This is a genomic window from Nonomuraea sp. NPDC002799 (genome assembly GCF_053592075.1).
The window spans coordinates 236,974-259,749 of record NZ_JBSFVA010000002.1; the positions used below are offsets into that span (position 1 = coordinate 236,974).

The 22,776-nt window shown below is 72.7% G+C and carries 13 protein-coding genes; 6 read left to right on the plus strand and 7 right to left on the minus strand.

The genetic code is table 11. From position 1 onward, the window contains the following. Window positions 1-45: 45 nt before the first annotated feature. Entirely contained in the window at window positions 46-360 is a 315-nt protein-coding gene (locus ACWD0F_RS04995) for an EthD family reductase (protein ID WP_449872599.1), read from the plus strand. Window positions 361-383: 23 nt separating this feature from the next. Here the strand turns inward: ACWD0F_RS04995 and ACWD0F_RS05000 are convergent, their stop codons facing one another. The 3 genes from ACWD0F_RS05000 to ACWD0F_RS05010 all read right to left on the minus strand — a co-directional run bounded on the left by ACWD0F_RS05000 (window position 384) and on the right by ACWD0F_RS05010 (window position 4,924). After that, window positions 384-1,610, minus strand: a complete 1,227-nt coding sequence (locus tag ACWD0F_RS05000) for a S1C family serine protease (protein ID WP_449872600.1) — start codon at window positions 1,608-1,610, stop codon at window positions 384-386. Window positions 1,611-1,812: 202 nt separating this feature from the next. Continuing rightward, window positions 1,813-3,699 (minus strand): primary-amine oxidase, encoded by a 1,887-nt coding sequence (locus ACWD0F_RS05005; protein WP_449872601.1) that lies wholly within the window; start codon window positions 3,697-3,699, stop codon window positions 1,813-1,815. A 127-nt stretch (window positions 3,700-3,826) separates the two neighbouring features. After that, window positions 3,827-4,924, minus strand: coding sequence for a trypsin-like serine peptidase (locus tag ACWD0F_RS05010; RefSeq protein ID WP_449872602.1), 1,098 nt, complete (start codon window positions 4,922-4,924; stop codon window positions 3,827-3,829). Between the two features lie 130 nt (window positions 4,925-5,054). Between ACWD0F_RS05010 and ACWD0F_RS05015 the strand changes: the two genes are divergently transcribed. The 4 genes from ACWD0F_RS05015 to ACWD0F_RS05030 all read left to right on the plus strand — a co-directional run bounded on the left by ACWD0F_RS05015 (window position 5,055) and on the right by ACWD0F_RS05030 (window position 8,016). Continuing rightward, window positions 5,055-5,477 carry a septum formation family protein gene (locus ACWD0F_RS05015; RefSeq protein WP_449872603.1) on the plus strand — a complete coding sequence of 141 codons (423 nt, stop codon included), beginning with the start codon at window positions 5,055-5,057 and terminating at the stop codon, window positions 5,475-5,477. 96 nt (window positions 5,478-5,573) lie between these two features. Then, complete coding sequence (locus ACWD0F_RS05020) at window positions 5,574-6,164, plus strand: hypothetical protein (protein ID WP_449872604.1); 591 nt, start codon at window positions 5,574-5,576, stop codon at window positions 6,162-6,164. A 32-nt stretch (window positions 6,165-6,196) separates the two neighbouring features. Further along, window positions 6,197-7,351 carry a sensor histidine kinase gene (locus ACWD0F_RS05025; RefSeq protein ID WP_449872605.1) on the plus strand — a complete coding sequence of 385 codons (1,155 nt, stop codon included), beginning with the start codon at window positions 6,197-6,199 and terminating at the stop codon, window positions 7,349-7,351. Then, entirely contained in the window at window positions 7,348-8,016 is a 669-nt protein-coding gene (locus tag ACWD0F_RS05030) for a response regulator (protein ID WP_449872606.1), read from the plus strand. The genes ACWD0F_RS05025 and ACWD0F_RS05030 overlap by 4 nt, the downstream gene beginning before the upstream one ends. A gap of 94 nt (window positions 8,017-8,110) precedes the next feature. Here ACWD0F_RS05030 and ACWD0F_RS05035 read toward each other — a convergent pair whose 3' ends face one another. Beyond that, window positions 8,111-9,124 carry a LacI family DNA-binding transcriptional regulator gene (locus ACWD0F_RS05035; protein ID WP_449872607.1) on the minus strand — a complete coding sequence of 338 codons (1,014 nt, stop codon included), beginning with the start codon at window positions 9,122-9,124 and terminating at the stop codon, window positions 8,111-8,113. Between the two features lie 137 nt (window positions 9,125-9,261). Here ACWD0F_RS05035 and ACWD0F_RS05040 point away from each other — a divergent pair, with 137 nt between their 5' ends. Continuing rightward, a complete protein-coding gene (locus tag ACWD0F_RS05040; RefSeq protein ID WP_449872608.1) occupies window positions 9,262-11,310 on the plus strand; it encodes an amylo-alpha-1,6-glucosidase in 2,049 nt (682 codons plus the stop codon). Between the two features lie 36 nt (window positions 11,311-11,346). Here the strand turns inward: ACWD0F_RS05040 and ACWD0F_RS05045 are convergent, their stop codons facing one another. From ACWD0F_RS05045 to ACWD0F_RS05055, 3 genes are read right to left on the minus strand one after another with little or no spacing between them, the layout of a single operon-like run. Continuing rightward, complete coding sequence (locus ACWD0F_RS05045; RefSeq protein ID WP_449872609.1) at window positions 11,347-11,889, minus strand: hypothetical protein; 543 nt, start codon at window positions 11,887-11,889, stop codon at window positions 11,347-11,349. Next, a complete protein-coding gene (locus ACWD0F_RS05050) occupies window positions 11,882-12,406 on the minus strand; it encodes a hypothetical protein (protein ID WP_449872610.1) in 525 nt (174 codons plus the stop codon). The genes ACWD0F_RS05045 and ACWD0F_RS05050 overlap by 8 nt, the downstream gene beginning before the upstream one ends. Window positions 12,407-12,453: 47 nt before the next feature. After that, window positions 12,454-22,776, minus strand: coding sequence for a cell envelope integrity protein TolA (locus tag ACWD0F_RS05055; protein WP_449872611.1), 10,323 nt, complete (start codon window positions 22,774-22,776; stop codon window positions 12,454-12,456).

Consider the following 22,776-nt stretch of genomic DNA (forward strand, 5'->3'; position numbering starts at 1 on the left):
GGGGGGAGGTTTCATCGAGGGACACGACGACCCCGGAGGCGGACAGTGGCATTCCAGCTCATGGCGCTCTATCACCACCCCGAAAGCGTTACGGCCTTCGACAAGCACTACGAGCAGACGCACGCGCCGCTCGCCGCCGCCCTTCCGGGACTGCGCGCCTACACGGCGCTGCATCCCGCCGCGGGGCCCTCAGGGGAGCGGCCCGCCTACCACCTCGTCGCGGTGCTGACCTTCGACGACGAGGCGGCGTTCAACACGGCGATGGCCGGTGAGCAGGGCCAGGCGACGGCAGCCGACCTGGCGAACTTCGCCGGGGCCGGCGTCACGCTGCTCACCGGCGCCGCGGACAAGGTGACCTGACCACGGCCGGGGCTCATCCCGGGCTACTTCTTCTCCTCCATGGTGACGGTCACGGTGCTCGCCTTGCCGTCGCGCTGGTAGGCGACCTCGACCCGCTGGCCGACCTTGTAGCCGCGGACCTGGCCGACGACCGTGTCGCCGCCCTGGACGGCCGTGTCGCCGATCTTGGTGATCAGGTCGCCCTGCTTCAGTCCGGCCTTCGCGGCCGGGCTGCCCGCGGTGACCTGGCGGATCAGCGCGCCGGGCACCGTGCCGGTGGCGTCGGTGACGCTCACCCCGAGGAAGGCGTGGCTCACCTGGCCGTTGCTGATGAGCTGCTCGGAGACCTGCTTGGCGGTGTTCACGGGGATCGCGAAGCCGAGGTTGACGCCGTCGGCGGCGATCGCGCTGTTGATGCCGACCAGCTCGCCGGCGGCGTTCACCAGGGCGCCGCCGGAGTTGCCCGGGTTGATCGCCGCGTCGGTCTGGATCATGCCGCCGAGCGTGGTCGTCTGCTCCTCCTGCTGGCTCTGCCGGTTCCAGCCGGGCGGCAGTTGTTGTTGGTCCCCGCCGTTCCCGGAGGTCACGGTACGGTCCAGCGCGCTGATGATGCCCGACGTCACCGTCCCGTCCAGGCCCAGCGGGCTGCCGATGGCCAGGACGTCGTCGCCGACCTTGAGCTGGTCGCTGTCGCCGAGCGCCACCTTGGCCAGCCCTGACGCGCTCTCGGCGCGGATGACGGCGAGGTCGGTGGCCGGGTCGGTGCCGACCACGGTCGCCTTGGCGGTCTTGCCGTCGTTGAACTTCACGGTCAGCGCGCCGTTCTGCCCGTCCACCACGTGGTTGTTGGTGAGGACCAGCCCGTCCTCCGACAACACCACGCCGGAGCCTTCGGCGGTCTGCCCCTGGATCATCACGACGGACGGCTGCACCTTCTCGGCCACCTGCGAGATCGTGAGCTGGTCGGCGGCGGTCCTGAACACCGGGCTGGGACCGGCCGCGGTGACGGTGGTGACCGGCGCCGGTTGCGCGGAGCCTGCCAGGGACGCTCCCATGGCGCCGCCGCCCACGGCCGCCACCGACAGGGCGGCCACGGCGCCCAGCGCCAGCCCGGCGATCGCCTTCCTGGTCAGCAGGAAGGCGCGCTGGTGCGCCTGCGGCGGCGGCGGAGGCACCGGGTTCGGCCGGGTGAAGCCTCCGGCGGCGGGCGGGGTGTCGCCGAACTGGGTCCAGCCGCCGGCGGTGTGCTCGCGAGGCTCGTTGGCGTCCATGTCATCTCCTGATGTCGTTAACACCAGGGTGCTCAATGGGAGGTAAGTCCTGGTTAAGCCCTGGATGGACATCTTCGTCTGCCGCTGACGCCGGCCTTATCACCGCTGGCCGGCGCGATCATCACGGCGGAAAAATATCTTGAAGACGTCCGCCGGCCCTGGACGGCGGGCCGGCCTGTTCCCCGCCCCGGAATGTGCGCCCTCAATGCGGCGTGGCGGGAACGTCCAGTGTGGGGTTTCGATCGAAAAAGCCGACGGGCTTCAACCGGAAGCCGGTGTGGTCGGCGGGCATGATCGGCCAGTCCTCCGGCCGGGGCGCGTGGGTGAGCCCGAAGGTGTGCCAGACGACGAGGGAGCGGCCGTCGAGATCGCGGTCCGCGGCGGCGTAGGCGGGCAACCCCGCCTGGCCGGGATGCTGGTTGACGAAGTCGCCGGCGGGATAGCGCTCGGCCGGATCGTAGGCCGTGACCCAGAGGTGCTTGGTGGCGAACGCGGCCCGCGCCGCGATGGAGGAGCCGGGATCGGCCAGCAGCGCCGGCTTGCCCTCGGGAAGGAGGGCGTACCCGACGGGGTTGCCCAGAGCGTTGAGCGAGGCCGGGTTGATGATGTGCCAGACCCGGTCCACGCCGGCGTCGGCGGGGCGCTGGGCCTGGCTCTCCCGGGCCAGCGGGGTGCGCCGGTAGGTGTAGGCGTTGCCGCGCGGGTTGTCCGGTCCCATCGGGACGCGGGCCACGTCGACCTCCTCGACGCGGTTGGCCGGCCCGTCGACCGCCATGTCCAGCCGGGCGCAGAACAGGTGCTGGTGGTAGGGGGCGCCCAGGCCGGGAGCGACCTCGGCCGCGTTCGGGTGCCGTCCGCCCGCGTGGGCGGAGGTGAAGAGCACGCCGGTGGCCTTGGCCTCGAACTCGATGGCGCCGTCGAGGTAGAGGTACCAGTAGAAGCCGTAGTCGTAGTTGCCGACGGTGGTGAAGAAGGACAGGACCATGCGGCGCTGGCGACGGGTCTCCGCGGCCCCGGTCCACAGGTCGGTGTGCTTCCAGAGGATGCCGTGGTCCTCCTCGTGCAGGCAGACGGCGTTCGAGAGCGTGCGCGGGGCGCCGAGCTCGTCGGTGATGACGGCGTCGAGGTAGGTGATGTCGCCGAGGCAGTCGCAGTGCGCGTTGAGGGGGTTGGCGTACTGGCCGATGAGGTATTCGCCGACGTCGAAGTAGTTCTGCCAGGAGCGCACCGGCGAGGGGTCGGCGTAGGGGACGACCATCTCGGCGATCGACGCCCGGTGCACGATCGAGCGGTCCTGGAAGGCGATCTGGTGCAGGACCAGGCCCTCGCGGGCATCGAAGCCGATGCGCAACGACCAGTTCTCCCAGAGCAGCAGGTTGCCGTCCAGGGTGAACCCCGGGCCGTCCGGCTGGGTGATCTCGATGGGTTTCAGGGTGGTGCGCGGCGGGCCGGTGACGGCGGGGTCGTCGTAGTTGCCCGAACCCGCGGGCACCGGGACCGGGCCGAGGTCGATGACGCGGTCCACCGTGCGGTTGAGCACGTCCACGTACGCGACGAGGCCGTCGACCGGGTGCGCCCAGGCATGGTCCTTCTCGTGCTCCTGGACGAAGGCGAGCCCGCGCAGGATGCGGCGGCCCGACTCCTCGGGGTACTCGTCGGCGTACACGCCGGCGGACAGCGGCGCGACCCTGACCCGCGCCACGTCCAGGCCACGGGCCTTCAGCGCCGCCAGCCACCGCTTGTCGGCGGACAGCACCTCCTCGACCAGCGCGAACTCCCCGTCCAGGACGGGGAGCTGGCCGTCGGTGGCGGCGTCCAGCGCCCGGTTGACGTCGATCACCCCGCGGCTGAGCGAGACGATCACGTCCCGGGCCGGCCTGCCGCCCGTGTCGTGCAGCAGGACCCGGATCCGGCGGTCCACCGGGTCTCCCGGCCGATGGGCGAGCAGGGCCTCCTTCGCCGGTTCCTCGATGCCGGCGTACACGAAGCGGGTGGCGCTCGTGACCAGGCCGGCGCGGGTCAGCACCGTGCGGGTGGTCGTGATCTCGTCCGGCGTCAGCGGGTCGAGCGGGTGCTGCGTGGCGACCATGGGATCTCCTCCGGAGGTTGCGGAGCCGAGTACCACTTCGTCAGCGAACACCACGGGTACGGTGATTTCCAGGGTCGCCGGAGTCCTCCGGGGGTTACGGTCCGGCCGTCACAGGCTGGTGACGAGGTCAGAGCGCGTTGGCGTTCTGCGCGGCCTGGTAGACGGACATCGCCTCGTTCCCGAAGAAGGGGCCGAACATGAACTGCGGGGCGCCGTCGTACTTGAAGCTGTTGACGGAGTTCAGCCAGCCCAGGCCGGTGCGCTCGTCGAAGCCCTGGAACCACGGGCCGCCACTGGATCCGCCGGTCATGGCGCAGCGCAGCCCCAGGTCCTGGGTCATCACGGTGTCGTTGAAGGCGCGCCCGCTGCAGTACGTCAGGTCCGAGCCGTCGAACGGCGGCGCCGCCGGATAACCGAAGGCGAACATCTGCCGCCGCCTGGCCTGGTTGAAGGCCACCCCCTGCCCGCCCACCACATCGGTCAGCGTCCGGCCCTGCAGCGGCGCGACCACGGCGGCGGCGATGTCGAAGTTGATGTCCTCGCGGGCGTTCCACTGCTGCGTGGTCAGCAGGGTGGTCGCCACCCAGGTCCCGAACGGGCGCCGGCCGTCGTCGAAGGCGGGGACGAACGCCCAGTTGCGGTGGGAGGCGCCGTTCAGCTTCACGCAGTGCCCTGCGGTCATCACCACGCTCTCGTTGGCGCTGGTCACCGCCGAGCCGGAGCAGGAGGCGTTCTGGCCCTCGGCGGTGGTGAAGAAGACACGTCCGGTCGTCCGCACGATGGCGCCGCCGTCCGTCCACGGCAGGCCGGGGCTGTTGGGGATCCGGGCCCGCTGCTGGTCGTTGGCCGCGACGCCGCGCACGGCGAACGGCGCGCCCTGACGGGCGGCGGTGTCGATGGAGGCCGAGAAGGTGCCCGTCCACGGCGAGCGCCGAGCCGTCGTGTCCGAGGCGCCGCGCGTGGCCCACGGGGTGCCCCGGGTGGGGCCGTTCGACTGCGTGCCACGCCGGGGCGCGGGCGTGTCCAGCGGCTGCGCCGCCAGCATGCGCTGGGGCGTCCAGTACTGCGCGACGGTCCTGCGCTCCGTTCCTGAGTCGGTGACCGACCATCCGACGGGCCTGCGGTCGAGAGCGTTCCCGGCACTGGCCTGGGCGGTGCTCGCTGGAACCAGGGCGCCTGTCACGGCGAGCGCGACAACGGAGAGCAGGGCGACTCTGCGGTGCATTACGTACCTCCTGATACCGGGGTCTGCTGATGAGAGGTACGTACGGGGTTGTCCATCTTCCTCAAGGCATGCGCATAAAGGTATGGCTCGCTGACGGTCTCGTGATCTGCGGCTGCCACGATCCGGACGCATGGTCCGTCTCTCGCTGGCAGCCACGTGCCTGATCGGCGCGCTTGTGGGCTGCACCGCCCCCCTGGAGACCGCAGGCCCCGCCGCGGCTCACTATCACGCCACGGAACTGCGTCCAGGCGACTGCGTCGAACCCCTGCCCGTGGACGCCATGGTGAACGTGGTCAGCTGCGAGATGCCGCACGCGGCGGAGTTCGCGACCACGTACGTGCTCGCGGACGGCCCGTGGCCCGGCCTGGAGGAGACCCAGCGGCTGGCCCTCGACGGATGCGGGCCCCTGATGCGGTACGTGGAGGCCAGGAAACACGGGCTCGAAGTGGTCCCCATCCTGCCGGCGGAGGAGTTCTGGCCGAGGCAGCGCACGGCGTACTGCCTGGCCGCTCCGTCGGACGGCGAGCCGCTGACCGGCCGCGTCATCAAGTAGCCCGGCTCGCACCTCCGTCTCACTCCTGAGAGGGAGTCGCGGGATCGCCCGTACCGGCGATGTGCGCGACCACCCCGAGAGCCGAGCATTTACCCCATGAAGAACTCCCGCTTCCCCTTCATCGCCGCGCCGCTGCTCGTGCTGGCCTACGGCGTGATCCGCATCCTCGACGGCCTCGACGGCAGCCGTGGGCCGGGTCTCGCGTGGACCACCGGCCACCTGGCCTTCATGGCGGCCCTCGTCCTGTTCGTGATCACCTTCTGGCGGATGCGCCGCATGGCCGGGAGCGACACGGTGTCCACCGTGAGCGCGGTGGCCGGTACGGCCGGCGTCGCGGCGCTGCTCGCACAGTTCGGCATCGACGTCGTGGTCGGGTTCATGTCCGCCGACCACGAGGCCATGGGCGTCCTGTTCGACCAGGTCCAGGCCGTTCCCGGGGTGGAGATCATCGTCTACACCGGCGCCCCGGTCCTGTTCTACCTGGCTCAGGTCGCGATCGTCGCCCGGCTCGCGATCCTGCGCCGCGTCAAGTGGTGGACGCCTGCCCTGGTCCTGCTCGACATGCTCCTGCCGTTCGTCGACAAGGACTTCATCCCGCTCGGCGCCGTGTGCCTGCTCGTCTCGTTCGTGGCGCTCGCCCGCCTGGACGCGGCGCCGAGGGCCAGGCATGCGGTCGCCCTGGCATGACGCGACCGGCAGAATGGGATTCTGTGTCCGACATGGGGTTTCTCGCGCCGGTCCGGCGGTGGTCGCGGACGCTGCCGCCGATCTGGGTGGACGCCGCGCTGGCGGCCGTGGTGCTGATCGTGCAGCTCTGGCCGCTCCTGACCCGCGACAACCCGGACGGCGGCCCCTGGCACTGGTGGGGCTACGCGGTCGTGGTCGCCTCCGCGCTGCCGCTGATCTGGCGGCGCCGCGCGCCCGTGACCGTCCTGCTGGCCACCCACGGCGCCATGATCTCGTACGACTTCGCCGACGAGGTGGCCGCCCAGCCCATCTGGTACGGCGGGCTGATAGCCGTCTTCACCGTGGCCGCCTACAGCCCCCGATGGCTCCGCCTGCTCACGCTGCTCTTCACGGTCTCCGGCGGCCTGCTCCTGGTCGGCTCGGCCGACACCGCGGTGCGCGGCGTGGTGCTCGCCGTGGCCGCCTACGCCATCGGCCGGGCCTCGGCCACCTCCCGCGCCCACGCCGCGGCGCTGGAGGAGCGGGCCGCCCAGCTCGCCCGTGAGCGCCAGGCCGAGGCCGAACGGGCCGCCGAACGCGAGCGGGCCAGGATCGCCCGCGACATGCACGACATCCTCGCCCACGCGGTCAGCCTCATGGTGGTGCAGGCCGAGGCCGGGCCGGTGGTGGTCACCAGCGATCCGGCCAGGGCCGAGGCCGTCTTCGACGCGATCGCCGCCGCGGGGCGCGACGCCATGGTGCAGCTCCGCCGCATGCTGAGCGTCCTGAAGGAGGAGGAAGGCCCGCGGTCGCCGCAGCCGACGATCGCCGGGCTGCCCGCCCTGGCCGGTCAGGTCCGGGCCACCGGGCTCGAGGTGACATACTCCACCTCGGGCGAGCCGGGGCCGTTGCCGCCGGACGCCGAGGTGGCCGCCTACCGCATCACCCAGGAAGCCCTCACCAACATCGTCAAGCACTCCGGCGCGACCCGCGCCGACATCCGACTCGCCTGGCAGGACGGCACTCTCATGATCGACATCAAGGACGACGGCCGCGGCGGCGGATCGGCTCTGCCGTCGGGCGGCAACGGCCTGATCGGCATCCGCGAACGCGCCGCCGCCTGCGGAGGCACCGCCGTCACCGGCCGGCGCTCCGACGGGCCCGGCTTCCAGGTGCTCGTCCGCCTGCCGCGGCCGGTGACCGCATGACCGTGCGGATCGTGGTCGCCGACGACCAGGAGCTGGTGCGGGCCGGGTTCAGCATGATCCTCGACGCGCAGCCGGACATCGAGGTGGTCGCCGAGGCCGGTGACGGCGCGCAGGCCGTGGCCGCCGTCCGCGCGCACGAACCCGACCTGCTCCTGCTGGACATCCGCATGCCGATCATGGACGGCATCGAGGCGGCCGGCATCGTCTGCGCGGAGAGCGACTGCCGCGTCCTGATGCTGACCACGTTCGACCTCGACGACTACGTCTATGACGCGCTGCGCGCCGGGGCCAGCGGGTTCCTGCTCAAGGACGTCCGCCGCGACGACCTCGTCCACGCCGTGCGCGTGGTCGCGGCCGGCGAGTCGCTGCTCGCGCCCTCGATCACCACGAAACTCATCGCGGACTTCACCTCCAGGTCGGCCGCCCGGCCGGCCGCCCAGCCGCCGGAACGGCTGAACACGCTTACCGCGCGTGAGCAGGAGACGTTGCGGCTGATCGCGCGCGGCCTGTCCAACGCCGAGATCGCGCGGGCCATGGTGGTCAGCGAGCACACCGTGAAGACACACGTCAGCAACGTCCTGACCAAGCTGGGCCTGCGTGACCGGGTGCAGGCCGTGATCGCCGCGTACGAGAGCGGACTGACCGTGCCAGGAGGCGCCTCATAAGCCGGTACCGGTGGCGCGACCGCGACGGGCCCGCCGGCCCGCTCTGCCACGCTCACTGGGCGGATCAGCAGGGGGTCACGCCGTCATCAGGGGGTCACGCCGACTCGCGGATGGTCAGGGAGGGGCGCAGCAGGACGTGCGCCGGCGACGGCTGGGCGCTGTCCCTGGCGTCCGGGCGCTCCAGCGTGCGGGCGAGCAGGTCGACGCAGGCCGCCGCCGCTGCGGCGAGGGGCGGGCGCACGCTGGTCAGGCCGACGGCCGCCGCGGCCGGGGTGTCGTCGAAGCCGACCACGGCGACGGGCTCGCCGCCGCGCGCGCGGGCCGCCCGCAGCGCCCCCAGCGCCAGCGAGTCGCTCGCGCACACCAGGGCGGTGACCTCGCCGTCGGACCGCAGCAGCGCACGCGCGGCGCTCTCGCCGCTCTCGATGCCGTCCGCCACCGCGCGCTCCCACCGCGCACCCTCTTCCGGCCCGAGCGCTCGCACCCATCCCGCGCGCCGGTCGTCACCCACGCCCGACCCCGCCGGCCGGCCGATGTAGCCGATGTGCCGGTGGCCGGCGGCCAGCAGGCGCCGGGTGGCCGCCTCCGTGCCCGCGGCCCCGTCCACGTCCACCCACGGGTGGCGGGCGCCGGGCAGATCGCTCCACGGCCGGCCGAAGGCGACGAACGGCAGCCCCCGCTCCAGCAGCCAGGACGTGCGGTCGTCGTCGTGGTGCGTGGCGGTCAGCACAAAGGCGTCCGGCTTGTACGAGCCCAGCAGGTCCGCATAGGCCGCGATCTCCGCACGGTCGTCCGCGGCGGTGTAGAGCAGGATACGGTAGCCCTCCTGAGCCGCACTCTCGGTCAGGCCGTGCAGAAAGCGGTCCAGCACCGAACCGCTGATGCCGTCGCCGCCCGGCCCGATGCGGACGGCGATCAGGCGGGAGCGGCCGGTGCGCATCTGGCGGGCGGCCTGGTTGGCGCGGTAGCCGAGCCGCTCGATCACGTCCAGGACGTGCCGGCGGGTCTCCTCGCGGACCACGTCGGGGGTGTTGAGCGCGTTCGACACCGTCTGGCGTGACACCCCCGCCACCCGCGCCACGTCGATGATCGTCACCTTGTCCGCCATAAAGCGCCTTTCGGGGGGTTGAACGATCAAAGTGATGTAGGGCACGATTTGATCGTTCAAAGTTAGGTAAGTGTCCAGGAATCTGCACCCCGATCTCCCTCCTTGTCAAGACCGGCGGTGTGACGTGAGGAGTTGGCGTGCTTCAACCGCTGCTGCACGACCTCGTGAGCACCGTGATGGCGCCGGCCGGCGCGCTGAGCGACGCCGACGGCCAGATCCGGCCGGCCGGCGTGCAGGGGCTCTTCTGCGCTGACCAGCGGGTCCTGTCACAAGCCCGGCTGCTGGTCGACGGGCGCGAGCCGGACGGCGTGGGGCACGCCCCTGCCGGGCCCGGCAGGGATCGGTTCGTGTCCCTGGCCCGCTGGCTCGGCGACCGTTCGGCCGATCCCACGGTCCGCCTCGACCGCCTGCGCGAGCTGAGCCCGTACGGGATGAGCGAGGTCGTCGAGATCACCTCCACGGCGTCGGTCCCGGTGACGGCCACGGTCACGGTCGAGCTGTCCTGCGACTTCGCGGCGATCGACGTGGTCAAGTCCGGCCGCGCCGCCACCCCGCTCCCGGCCACCGCGCCGGGCGGCGGACGGCTGACGTGGCACTCCGGCCCCACCGCCGTCACCGTCACCGGCCACGCCGCCGAGGTGGCGGCGGGGGGTGGCGCGTGTTTGCGGTGGCGGGTGGAGCTGCCGCCGGGCGGGACGGTGACGCTGCGCTGGGACCTCGCCGTCTCCGACCCCGACGCCGTCGTCCTGCCCGCCACGGGCCCCGCCGAGTGGAGCCGGCCGCGCGTCACCGCCGCCGACCGGCGCATCGACCGGCTGCTGGAGCGGTCGCTGGCGGACCTGAGCTCACTGCGCCTGGCCGAGCCCGGCGCGCCCGAGGACACGTTCGTCGGCGCGGGCGCCCCCTGGTTCCTGACCCTGTTCGGCCGGGACAGCATCTGGGCGGCGCGGCTGCTCCTCCCGCTGGGCACCCGGCTGGCCGCGAGCACCCTGCGCGTCCTGGCCCGCCGCCAGGGCCGCCGCCTCGACCCCCACTCGGGCGAGGCGCCCGGCAAGATCATGCACGAGCTGCGGCGGAACGCGTTCGACCTGGCGGGGGAGGACCGGCGACTGCCGGCCGCCTACTACGGCACCATCGACGCCACCCTCCTGTGGATCAGCCTGCTGCACGACGCGTGGCGCTGGGGCCTGCCGGCGCAGGACGTCGAGGCGCTGCTGCCCAGCCTGGAGGCCGCACTGGGCTGGCTCGCCGAGCACGCGGACCCCGACGGGGACGGCTTCGTCGAGTACGTCGACACGAGCGGCCACGGCCTGGCGAACCAGGGCTGGAAGGACTCGGGCGACTCGGTGCGCTTCCACGACGGCCGCCGGGCGGAGGCCCCCATCGCGCTGGTGGAGGTGCAGGGCTACGCCTACCAGGCAGCCCTGCACGGGGCCGCGCTGCTGGACGCCTTCGGCCGGCCGGGCGGCCCCCGCTGGCGCGCGTACGCCGCCGAGCTGGCGGAGCGTTTCCGCGCCGCCTTCTGGGTGGAAGGACCGCAAGGACGTTTCCCCGCACTCGCCCTCGACCGCGACAAACGCCCCGTGAACTCCCTCACCAGCAACATCGGCCACCTGCTCGGCACCGGCATCCTCTCGCGGGCGGAGACCGTCCAGGTCGCCGCCCTGCTGGCGGCGCCGAGCATGGCGGCGGGCTTCGGGCTGCGCACGATGTCGTCGGCGGACGCCGGGTTCAGCCCGCTGTCCTACCACTGCGGATCCATCTGGCCCCACGACACGGCCATCGTGATCGCCGGCCTGGCCCGGGAGGGCTTCGGCGTGCAGGCCGCCACGCTCGCCGAGGGACTGCTCGCGGCGGCCGAGTCCTTCGACTACCGGCTGCCGGAGCTGTACGCGGGCGACGCCCGCGACCGGCTGGGCCGACCGGTCGCCTACCCCGCCGCCTGCCGCCCCCAGGCCTGGTCGGCCGCCGCCGCGCTGACCATCGCCCACGTGGCGCTCGGGCTCCACCCCGACGTGCCGGCGGGCCAGGTCCACCTCCGCCCCCTGACCGGCGCGCCGCTGGGGGCGCTGACGGTCGGCGGGTTCCAGGTGGCCGGCGCGGACGTCGAGGTGACCGTCGACCACGACGGCACCGCCAAGGTCACCGGCCTTCCTGACGGCATCCGCTCCTGCGACTGCCACTGACCCCACCTGGCGGCGACCCGGCGGCGTGGTGCGCCGTCAGCGGGTGTGCAGGCGGCGGAAGTCGTCCAGGCTCTGGCGGTAGAGGGCGAGGTCGTTCTCCAGCTTGACCCTGGTGACCCGCCCGGGGTCCGACTCCCGCACCACCCGGCCCATCTCCGACCAGAACACGTCGGAGGGCAGCTCGGCGTAGTCAGGGGGGAAGAACTTCAGCGCCTCGGCCACGGCGTCGGCGGCGAAGCGCCAGTCGGCCGAGATCCGCTCGAACGTGTCGGGGTCGGAGGGGTCCTCGGCGAAGAACAGCGCGCCTTCCAGCGCCCGGCTCGCGTAGGTGGTGGCGACGAGCACCCACTGACCGGGGTCGATCAGCTCGGACAGGCCGCCGCCGAAGAGCACGTCGCCCTCTCTCGCCCAGCTCTCGGCCTCGCGCGGGACGAACACCTCCGCGCCGTCGAGGCTCACCACCCAGCCGTCCGCCTCCTGCGCGACCGTCGCCCGGCTCGACGCGCCCGGCTCGGAGGTCCGCAGGTCGAAATAGACGTATGCCTCCACCAGGGAACGGGCCAGACCGCGCTCAGGCATGCCGGGCCGCCAGCTCCTGGTAGGTGTCCTTGACGACGAGCAGCCGGTCAAGGTGGAACCTGCCGGGCTCGGCCGCCAGCACCGCCCGTCCGCGTTCGGACCAGAACCCGTCTTCGGGCACCGCGTCCGCCCCGGGCGGCACGAACTTGACGACCTCCTCGACGGCCGCGGTCGCGACCCGCAACGCGCGCAGGGCCTCGGCCTGGTCGTCCACCGGCACGTTGCCCGCCGTCAGGTCGGCCACCCACAACCACTCGCCCGCGTCGAGCAACTCCGAGGGCTCCCGGCCGCCGAACGTCGGATAGCCGGTCGGCAGCACCGGATGCTCCGGCAGCCCGAACAGGTGCTCACGCGGGGTGGCACACTCCTCGCACGTGCCCCAATAGCGGCTGACGGGCTGCCCGTCGACGCTGACCAGCCCGCTCTGCCAGGTCGTCTCCGCCGACCCGCAGGCGCATGGGTGCAGGTCAAGATAGAGGTGAGCCTCGTCCCTCGCTCGTGCCACCGCGAATGCCATAGCCGTCCTCTCCTCGTCGATCCATCATGCCGGAACCCGCCGCCCGCTCACGCCGGGATCGAGCGCGGTCGCTCCTGGACGTCGGCCGGGCCCGGCTCGGCACGCTGCCCGCAGACGCACGGTCCGTCCGCGGGGCAGGGGCACTCCCACTCCGGATACCAGCCGGTGCCGTTGGCGATCAGCACGAGGCGGTTCATGAACGCGGTCCAGTCACGGGGACGACGGCCGTTCGCGAGGGTGGCCAGCTCGGTGGCCACCGGTGCGGGGAGCAGCGCCCGCACCTCCGGCCGGACGCCGGTGATCAGGTCGAACAGCACGCCCAGCCGGGCCGCCCGCTGCGCCGCCGTGGCCGCCCGCGCCTGGCGCACGGCCTCGTACAGCTCCGCCTGCTCCGCGTGGTCGGCGGCCGGTGCGCCCAGCGCCCGCGCGACCGCCGCGGCGGCCGTCGCCGCCGCCGCCCGCTCGGTGGCGCCGATCGTGAGACGGCCGTCCACCTGGTACGTCAGCAGGCCCGCCTCGGCCGGACCCGCGCCGGCCGGCCGCACCTCGACCGGGATGGGCGCACGGCCGGGCAGCACGATGTCCATCAGGCCGGAGCCGTACGAGTGGACCCGGGCCCCCATGAGCGCCGCGGCGCGCTCCATGGCCTTGGCCGCCGCCGTCTCGGGCAGCCGCGCGTCGCCGCGCACCGCCGCGATCTCGGCGGCGTTCAGCTCGCCCGCCCGCGCGAGCGCCAGCATCCGGTGCGCCGACCCGGGCCGGCCGGGCGCCAGCCCCGCCTGCTCGGCCGCGGCGCGCAGCGCGGCGTTGTCGGCGGCGGCGCGCAGCGGGCTGCCCTCGGCGATCGCGGCGATCAGGCCGCGCAGCCGCGCGAGCGTCCTGGCGTCGGGCACGCCGAGCACCGGTCCGCTCGCCCTCCCGTCCGGTCCGAGCGCCGCGGTGCCAGGGCGTCCGGCGAGGGCCGCCGCGTGCGCAGCGACCTGCTCGGCCACCGCGATCCTGGCCGCGGGGCTCGCCCCGGCGGGCACCTGGACCGCCAGCCGGTCCTGCGTCCGCGAGGTGACGGTCACCTCCGTCACGCCCGCCGGGGCCGTGCTCAGCGCCAGCGTGAACGTCCCGCGCGGCGTGGTCACGGAGTACTCGCCCACCGCGCCCGGCGCCTGCGCCACATCGGCGACGCCGGCGATCTGCGCGAGCCGGGCGAGCCCGGCCGCCGTGGTGTCCAGCCCCGCGTGGGCTCCGCCGTTGAGCAGCCGCGCGATCCGGCTCTGCGGTTGGGCGGGGGCCGGCGCGCGGGGCCCGGTGCCCCACGGCGCGGCGGGCGGGGTGTGCCCGCGCCGCTCGATGTCGGCGGCGATGGCGTCGATCGCGTCCGCCAGGAGCGCCCGCGTGGCGGAGTCGCCGGCCGCGCGCCACCGGCGTGACAGGTGGGCGTGCTCGTCGAGGCGGGGCAGCAGGCAGAGGTCGGTGCCCTCGGCCTGGTTCTCCGAGAGCGACGGCCTGATGACGCCCTGCGCCGCGTTCGCCATCGCCGTCTGGGCGACGTGCGACAGTTCGTGCACCAGGACGGACGCCAGGACGTCCGGATGCACGTCCCAGATCCTCGTCCGGTGCGGGTCCTCCTTCGTGCCGGCGCGCTGCTCCGTGGCCGCGATGAGCCCGGCGCCCGGGTCCTCGATGAGCACGCGGACGTGCTGGTCGGGCAGCCCGGCGATCTGGAGGACCAGCGTGTCCTCCGTCACCCAGGTCACGCTCGCGGTCGTGCCGCCCAGGTCGCCGGCGGTGACGTCGGCGGCGCGCACCTCGTCCATGGTCAGGTCGGGAGCCCCGTCCGGCCGGGCGGACCTGCTGAACGGCGTGCCCTCGATCGCGGGGTCGCTCACGGTGCCCGTCGCGATCCCTTGGGAGACGCTCCCGCCCTGCGAGGGGCCGGACTGGCGGTGGTCGGTGGGCCAGCTCGGCTTGCCGACGTCTGTCGCGAAGACACCGCTGTTCTTCAGCTCGGCCAAGACCTGCTGGGTGAACGTACCGGGCGTTTCGGAGTTCATGAAGAGGTCGCGCAGGTTGATGCCGGCCTGCTGGGCCGCGTTCAGCACGTGCTGCGGCAGGGTGGAGAAGGCCATGGCGAACCCGCCGTCGGGCTGCTCGCTGAGCACGGAACCGGTGGGCGTGACCAGGAAACGGCGCAACCTGCCGTGCGGGTGCGCGCTGTCGGCTTCGCGGACGGCCACGTGGGCCACCTCGCCGCGCTCGCGGGCGGCCAGCCGGGCCTCATGGAGGACCGGGATGAGCCCGTGGGCGTCGCGGCTCGGCGTGAAGCGGAAGGAGTCCCAGTCGGAGCGGGGCTCCCCGAGCTGGATGTTCCCTTCCATCCGGTTGTCCAGCTCCTCCAGCTCCTCACCGAGGAGCAGCACGTCGATCGTGGCGCCGCTCGCGCTCGGCCGGCTCACCGGGTCGCCGACGGTGTGCCAGTTGCCGTCTCGCAGCCGCGCCACGTACCGGAAGGTGAGGTCGTAGTCCACGCGGAACCGGACGATGTAGCCCTTGCCCTTCACGAACTTGCTGCGCTCCCGGCGCGCCCCGTGATGGTCGGTCACACTCTCCGACACCTGCTCGCCCGCCTGCACGCTGCCGCTGAGGCCCGAGTCCGCGTCCGCCGCGCTCATAGCCGTCCCCACAGGGGCCACCCGGCCGCGGCTGACGGTCACGTTCTGGGCGTCGGCGGCCCTGTTGGCCTCGCCCACCTCGATGTCGTCGATCGGTCCCGCGACGATGGTGCGGTCCGACAGGCGGGCCTGGACGTTGGTCTGGACGCCCTGGTCCCGGAACTTCTGCCTGCTCACCGGTACGAGGTCCTCGCCGCCGGGGGAGATCATCCGCTCCAGCGCGGTCAGCAGCGCCGAGCGCGACAACCGCGTGACGAACTCGGACTCGCGCTCCTGGACCGCCGCGGGGTCCAGCATCCGGGTGAGCTCGGCCAGCACCACGTCCAGCAGGGTGGGTCGCGTGGGATGCTCCCAGAGCGCGACCGGGAAGAAACCGGGGTGCAGCTCGACCTGCCGCGGGTCGGTCACGGTGGCGAACGGCTGCGCCGAGTCCACGTAGGGCCGGATGAAGCCGATCGGGGAGCGCCGCCTCAGCGTGGCGTTGTAGGCTATCGCGGTCTCGGCGGCCGTCCTGCGCCTGCGCCTGCGCAGGACGATGTCGGCCAGGCGGGCCGCCGCGGAGATCGGGCCGGTGAAGGCTGGGCGCCCGGTGAGCCGCCGCAACAGGATCTTGCGCCGCGTGGGCCGGATGGGCCTGCGCACGACCTCGATGACGAGCCGGCCCTCCTGCTCCAGCACGTCGATGCCGTTGAACAGGCCGACCCGTTGCAGCCTGGCCTGCTGCCGGTTGATGGCGCGGGAGTAGGAGCGGCTCCGGTCCGTCGAGACGCCGAGCTTCTGCTCGCCGTCCTGATTTCCGCTGCCGGTCTCCACCCCTGCCGAGTAGGAGCCGCTGTACGACTCCGAGCGCGTGTAGTCGCTGTAGCGATACCGCTGGCGGATGATGCCGGCCTGGAGGGTGCGCAGGAGCAACCTGGCCCGGCGGAAGTTCTGTCCGGTCTTGGGCACCAGCCGGGCCCTGACGATCACCTCCTCGGTCGGCGCGACCTGCGAGTCGCCCTGGACCCTGTAGTGCTTCTCGTAGCCGCGCCGCGACCACAGGTCGTCGACGTGGATCCGGACGGAGTCCTCGGTGAAGTCGGTGGTCACCTCCTCGCGCAGCAGCGGGTTGTTCGCCAGCACGCCGGGCGCCTTGGCCTCGACCTCGTTCAGCACGGCGTCCAGGGTCGAGACCGGCGTGCCCTGCGCGTCGGTCAGGTCCAGCGACTCCACCGTGCCGATGCCCACGGCCTGGTCGTAGGACGGCGCCACCTCGACGTCCCTGGCGCGCTCGATCAGCTCCGCCGCCTCGGTCAGCGTGCCGGCGAGTTGCTGGACCAGCTCTGCCTGCTTGCCGTTCTTCACCTTCGGGCCGAGACCGGTGATCTCCCGCACCTTGTTGAGCAGCGCCTTCGCGGTGTGCCGCGCGGCGTAGGAGACGTCCTCGCCCATCACCCGGGCCGCGGCCACGTCGCAGATGTAGCGCTGCACCAGGGGCACGGCCAGGGTCGGGTCGAGGGGCGAGCTGTCGTTGAGGAAGCGCTCGATCGCGTCGGAGACCAGGGCGGGGGGCAGGTCGAGGGTGCCCTTGGCGTACATGTCCAGCGCCTCGTACTCGGCGATCATGGACAGGACCATGCCGTTCGCCTGGGCCTGCCGCGGATCGCCGCCGGATACCCGGCCCTCCTGCGGCAGGGTGGACGCGGTGCTCTCCGAGCCGGTGACCGTGAACGCCGCCTGGGTCAGCAGCACGTACTGGCGGCCGTGCTTGATGGTGAGCTCCTCGTCGGCCCAGAGGTCGACCTGCGAGGTGCTGACGGAGGTGCCTCCCGAGCGGGACGGCAGCGAGAGCTTGCCGCCGTCGCGGGACGTGCCGCCGTCGTCGAGATCCGACATGCTCGCCGACGCGCCCACGTTGAGGCCGGAGGAGCCGCCCGCCGAGACGCCGGCGATGCCCATCCCGAACAGGATCTCGCCGTTGACCTGGTCCACGATGCCGAGCACCTGGGTCTCGCCCATCCGGCCGCGCATCGACACCTGAGCCTGGGACGGCATTCCCCCGCCCTGGACGATCACGCCGCCGAAGTCCTGGAACAGCAGCCGGGGATTGGCGACGAGCATGCGCTGGCTCAGGGCGGTCGCCAGCGTGAGATAGGCGGCCGAGCCCACCGGCGCCCCCGGAGTGACCCCGCTCGCCGCGTCCAGCAGCCCCGGCACGTCCATGGCCAGGAGCCGCACCTTCGCCCGGAGCTCCTCGGACATGGGGCCCAGGGACGTGGGCCGGGTGGCGCCGTCGGTGGGGGGGAGCAGGTCGGCGGCGATGAGCAGCTTGGCCGATCCGGGACGGTCGGACAGCCGCGTCTCCTCGCCGTCCTGCAGGAGGTCGATGACCAACCGGTGCTTCAGCTCCGCGATGGCGACCGGCCCCTTGTTCTCGTGCAGCCCCACCACGCTCACGCCGCTGCCGTCGTTGGAGCCCACCGAACGGGTCCTGTTGCCGCCGCCGCTGACGCCCACCTCGTGCGAGAGCCCGTCCTGACCCTGGTTGGGCCCATCGCCCTCGGAGACGGACGCGCCGCCGCCGTACGTCCTGGACTGGCTGATCGACCGCCCGGAGCCCTGGTTGCCGATGTCGAGGTTGACCACGGTCTCGGCGTCGGTGTGCGTCATCTTGGGATTGCGGCGGAAGGACTCGAAGTCCTGCACGATCCGCAGGCGCAACACGTGGTGCCCCGGCGCCACGTTCAGGCCGTGCGTGACCAGGTCGACGAAGATGCCGTCCTGCACGGCCGCGTCGTAACCGGACCGGATCCGCTGCTCCGAGAGCTGCACGGTGAGCTCTTGGAGGTTGAGCACCTGGCTGGCGCGTCCGAGCAAGTTCGACGAATACTGCAGCTCCCCGTTGACCACCGGCGGGATGATGCCGAGTTCCCGCAGCTCCCGCACCACGTCCCGGATGGACGGGTCCAGGTCTTCGACGTCCTGGACGAGGACCGCTCCCGGGCCCCGGATCTGGCCGGGGCCGTCGCCCATGAACGTGGGGAGCTCGGCCTTGCGGCCCGGCGGCGGGCCGGGGAGCGGCTCGCCGCGGAAGAGCTGGTTGCCGTCGGCGTCGAGCAGCGGCTTGCCGAACCGGCGGAGCAGCGCCGCGCTGTCGACGGGCAGGCCGAAGTGGTAGGCCAGCGACTCCCGCATGGACACCACCGCCTCGTGCGTGATCGGCGCCAGGGTGACGGGCTGCTTGCCGACCTCCTCCACGGTGAAGGTGGTCTTCAGCACGAGCCGGTAAGCCTGCTTCGGGCTGGTCTTGCGGTGCACGCTCGGGTGGATGGCCTGCTTGTTCGCGCCGGACGAGTACGACCGCGAACCCGACCTGCTCCCCCTCGCCCCTGGGCCGATGGTCGGCTCGTACGTGCCGGGCCCGTTGACGCCCTCCAGCGCGGGGTGCTTGAACCCGGCCGAGACGTTGCCCTCGATCGAGCCGCCGGAGGAGGCGCCGTTGATCCACGCGGCGAAGTCGACGAGCACCTCCTCCTCCCACTCCTCGGCGGTCGGGCCGCCCAGCGGCTCGGCCTCCTCCAGGACGACCTCGGTCTTGGCGGTGATCTTCACGTCCGGCCCGTGGGTGCCCGACAACACCCTCGTGTGCCCGCCGTTGACCATGTCGCGCAGCAGGTGCGGCATCTCGGCGGTGACGTAGACGCGGAGCGCGTCCCGCGCCGGGGTGCCGACCATGGTGTAGTCGCCGCCCAGCGTCGCAGCCAGCAGGTCGAGGGCCTCCTCCAGGCCCGTCATGCTCTCGGGGACGGCCGTGGGCATCTCCGGGTTGCGCCGGTCCTCGGAGATCCTGGACAGGTGGCTCGGCGGCTGGTCGGTGTAGGAGTGCGAGACCCACAGCCGCTGATCGGCGACGTCCCCGGGCTTGCCGGAGTCCACCGTGGTGGTGTTGCGCCAGCCATTCCCGTTCCGGGAGCGGATCTCGACGGTCCAGGACGCGGCGGAGCTGAACAGCAACGACTCGCTCCGGTTGTCGCTGACCGTGCCGGTCTGGGCGTACATGCCCGCCCCGCTCGTCGCCGACCAGTTGCGGCCCATGGAGCCGCCCACTCCGACGGACAACCATTCGGCGACCTGGCGCACGTCGTCGTTGGGAATCAGCGGGGTGAGGACGGCGGAGTTCAAGTTCAACGGCGTGCTGGCGGAGCCGGACTCGGTGACGGTGACCGTACGGGAGGACTGCACGAACAGGCCGACCATCATCTCCGACGCCTTGACGGCCGGGTCGATCACCTCCACCAGGTCGGCGAGCGTGAGCTTGACGCGCACCTCGGCCGCCTGGCTCCCCTCGCCCACCCGCAGCACGAGGCCGTCGGTGGACATGGCCTTGTGCCAGTCGGCCCGGATACGGCGCTCCAGCTCGTGCACGGTGAACCGGTACGTGTTCCCGTCGCCCTTCAGCATCTCGTTGACGGTGTCGGTGAGGGCGCTGATGTGGGCGAGGCGACCGGCCGGCTGGCCCGTGGCGAGCGCGAGCTCCTGCGGCAGCGCCTTCTTCAGTGCCTCCAGGTAGGCCTCGTGATGCTGCTTGGCCGTCGCGTGCAGTCTGGCGCCGATGTCGGCCATGGGGACCGTGCCGGGAGCCGTGGTCCTGCCCGTCTGAGCCAACGCCGTCGCCGCTTGCTCGTACGTTTGCCGCGCCCGCGTCGCCTCGGTCAGCGCGGCGACGTAGGCCAGGGCGATCCGTTCGTGGCGCTGCGCGGTGGCGCGGTGGAGGGGGGCGGCTCGACGGGCGGCCTGCTCCCGCTCGTGACGGCCCGAGTCACGCTGGCGGGCGGCCTTGCGCGCCTGCCTGGTGGCCCTGCGGGCCTCCTTCCGCGCGTCGTTGGCGCTCTCCGTCTTCGCCTTGATCTGCGCCTGGAGCGCCTCCTCGGCCGTGGTGAGCGCGGCGACGAGGTCCCGCAGCTGCTTGACGGTCGGCTCGCCCTCAGGCGCGGCCGGGGCCGATGGCGGGCGGGTGGCCTGGGTCGGCGCCCAAGGCAGGTCCGGCGCGGTGTGCCCGCGCCGCTCGATGGCGCGGGCCAGGCCGTCGATGTCGACAGCCAGCAGGCGCTTCTTCGGCAGGGTGTCGGCCTGGTTCCACTGGTCGGTCAGCAGCGCCATCTCGCTGACCTGCGCGGCCACGCACGCGTCCTCCGTGACCTGGCCGTCGGGCCGGCCGCGCAGGAAACCTCGCCTGCCCGTTCCCCGCGCGGCCAGTAACTGCAGAGTGTGGGCGATCTCGTGGACCCAGATCCTGGCGACCTGGTCGTTGCTGACGCGCGGGTTGAAGTGGACCAGGTGCGGGTGGTCCGCGTCCGTGCCGCCGGTGCGGACGTCGGTCTGGCCCATCAGGCCGGCGGACAGGCCGCCGACGGTCGACTGGAAGTAGTGGGTGCCGTTGTTCTTGGTCTCGACGACGACGATGTCGGAGTTCGCACCGGTCAACGAGATGGTGACCACGTCCAGGTCGCCGAAGTACGCGGCGCGCAGCTCGTCCACCGGGGCGAGTGTTTCGTTCTGTTGGAGGTCGACGCCCTGACGGCCGTCGGTGACGTAGCGGGTGTCCGCCACCGGGCTGGAGGCGACCGTGGTGGTGCCCGGCTTGCTGGTGTGCGTCTCGGGCGCCGGGTCGGTGCCGGTGTCCGGGTCGGCGGCGTTCTGCTGGTCGCCGGCAGGGGCGGCGGAGGTTTCTGCCGCGGCCTGGCGCAGCAGGGCGGCCGCCTCCGTCTTCAGCGTGTCGACGTCCGTGCCCTGCTCGGCACTGGCTTCGAGTGAGGCGCGGATGCGGGCCACCGTGCGGGCGGAGATCGCGCCGACGGTCGTCTCGCCGGCGGCGACGAGCATGTCGCCGTCGGGGCCCACCACGACGTCGCTGAAGGCGTCGGTGAGGGCCAGCTCGGCGCGAGCGGCCGGGGACAGGCCGCCGAGGTTGGCGGCCGAGGTGGTGGTCTGGGTGGTGGTCTGGGTGGTGTTGTCCGGCTGGGTGGCGCCGTCTGACTGGGTTTGAACGTCGGCGGTGCTGTCGGGTGCCTGCGCCGTGGTGCTTTCGGGCGCCTGCGCCGTGGTGTTGTCCGGCGTTGGGGCCGTGGTGTTGTCAGTGTCCTGGGCGGTTTCGCCGTCCGGTGTCTGGGCCGTGGTGTCGGTCGTCTGGGCCGGCGTCTGCACAGCGTCGTCGGGCGCGGGCGCGGCGGCCGTCTGGTCGTCCTGCTCCGGGTCCACGGCGGCGGAGTCGTCGTTGTCCCTGTCGGGCGAAACGGTGTTGCGCCGCTGCTGATCGGCGTCGGCCTCAGGAGTGGTGGTGTTGCGGCGCTGCTGGTCGGTGTCCGTGTCGGGGGTCGTGGTGGTGCGGCGTTGCTGGTCGGTGTCCGTGCTGCCGGGCCGGGGTGCGGGCGCGTTCGGGGACGTCGTGGTGGTCGGGCCGCCGCCGCGGGCCGGCGCGGGCTCGGGGGAACGGACGGCACCGGGCTGGCCGCCGGGCTGGCCGCCGGTCGGGTCGGATTCGCCCGGCGTCATGTTCCCGGGCGGACCCCCCGGAGGGTGGCCGGCCGCCCGGGCGGCGTCGGTACGCGCGGCGGTGTCGTAGGCGGCCATGAGCGTGGTCGCCGGATGGGCCAGCGCGGTGTAGACCTCGGGGTTGAACGGGCTGATCGACCCGGTACGCCCGACGCCGCCGAAAAAGCCGCCCATGACGGCATCGCCCGTGAACGGAAACTCCCACTGCTTGTAGATGACGCCGTTGGCGATGAAGCTGCCGACCGGGGAGGCGATCGTGTTGGTCAGGCCGGTGGTGAGCGCCCGCCCCGCGAACCCGGGCACGCTACGGGTGACCCGGGCCATGGGCCCGGCCAGCGACGTGCCGGTCACCGCGCCCGTGCCGGCGCCGAGGACCGCGGCTCCCGACTTCCTCCAGTCCCACTCGGTCGTGGTGCCCAGCTGCTGCTGCTCCAACTGGGAGAAGAAGTCGATGAAGAACTCTTCGCCGATCTCCTCGACCAGCTCACGGCCGATCGGTGAGGCCAGCAGCCGCAGGATGGCGCCGCGCCCGGTGGCGCCGGTGAGCGCGGTCACCCTGGCGAGCCGCCGTGCGCCCAGTTCCCTGGCCCCCACCGTGAGAAGCCTGACCAGGATCCGCTGGATGGCCGCGCGGGCGCCCGCCGCGTACGGCCCGATGATCGCGGTGGTGGATCCGGCGGTGAAGAAGGACGCGACGATGGCGATGGCGATGGCCACGACCGTGACCCAGAAGGCCACGTTGATGGAGATCTTGGAGTACTGGGTCTCGACGGCGAAGTTGTGCGCCTGCTGCGAGTAGGCCTGCGCGTTCCCGGCGACCCCCGCCATGCCGCCCTCCTGGCCGTACAGTTGCTTGGCCCTGATGACGAAGTTCGCGGTGGCTGGAGAGGTCCAGCCGGCCACGACGGTGCGCGCGACCGAGCCGGCTTGCGGCACCGAGCTGGTGGTCCCCGCGGCCAGGGCACTGCACGCCTGCGCCAGCTCCGACAGGCCGCTCTCGCTCGCCTCCGGCCATTTCTGCCCGGCCGACAACATGGGGATCAGCCAGTGCACGACCCAGTCGGGCAGCACCTCGGTCTCCCACACCGGGAGGATGTCCCGGTCGATGCGGACCATGCCGCCAGGCCGGCCGTCGCCGGAGACCGCGACGTGGGAATCGCCGTTGACCGCCAC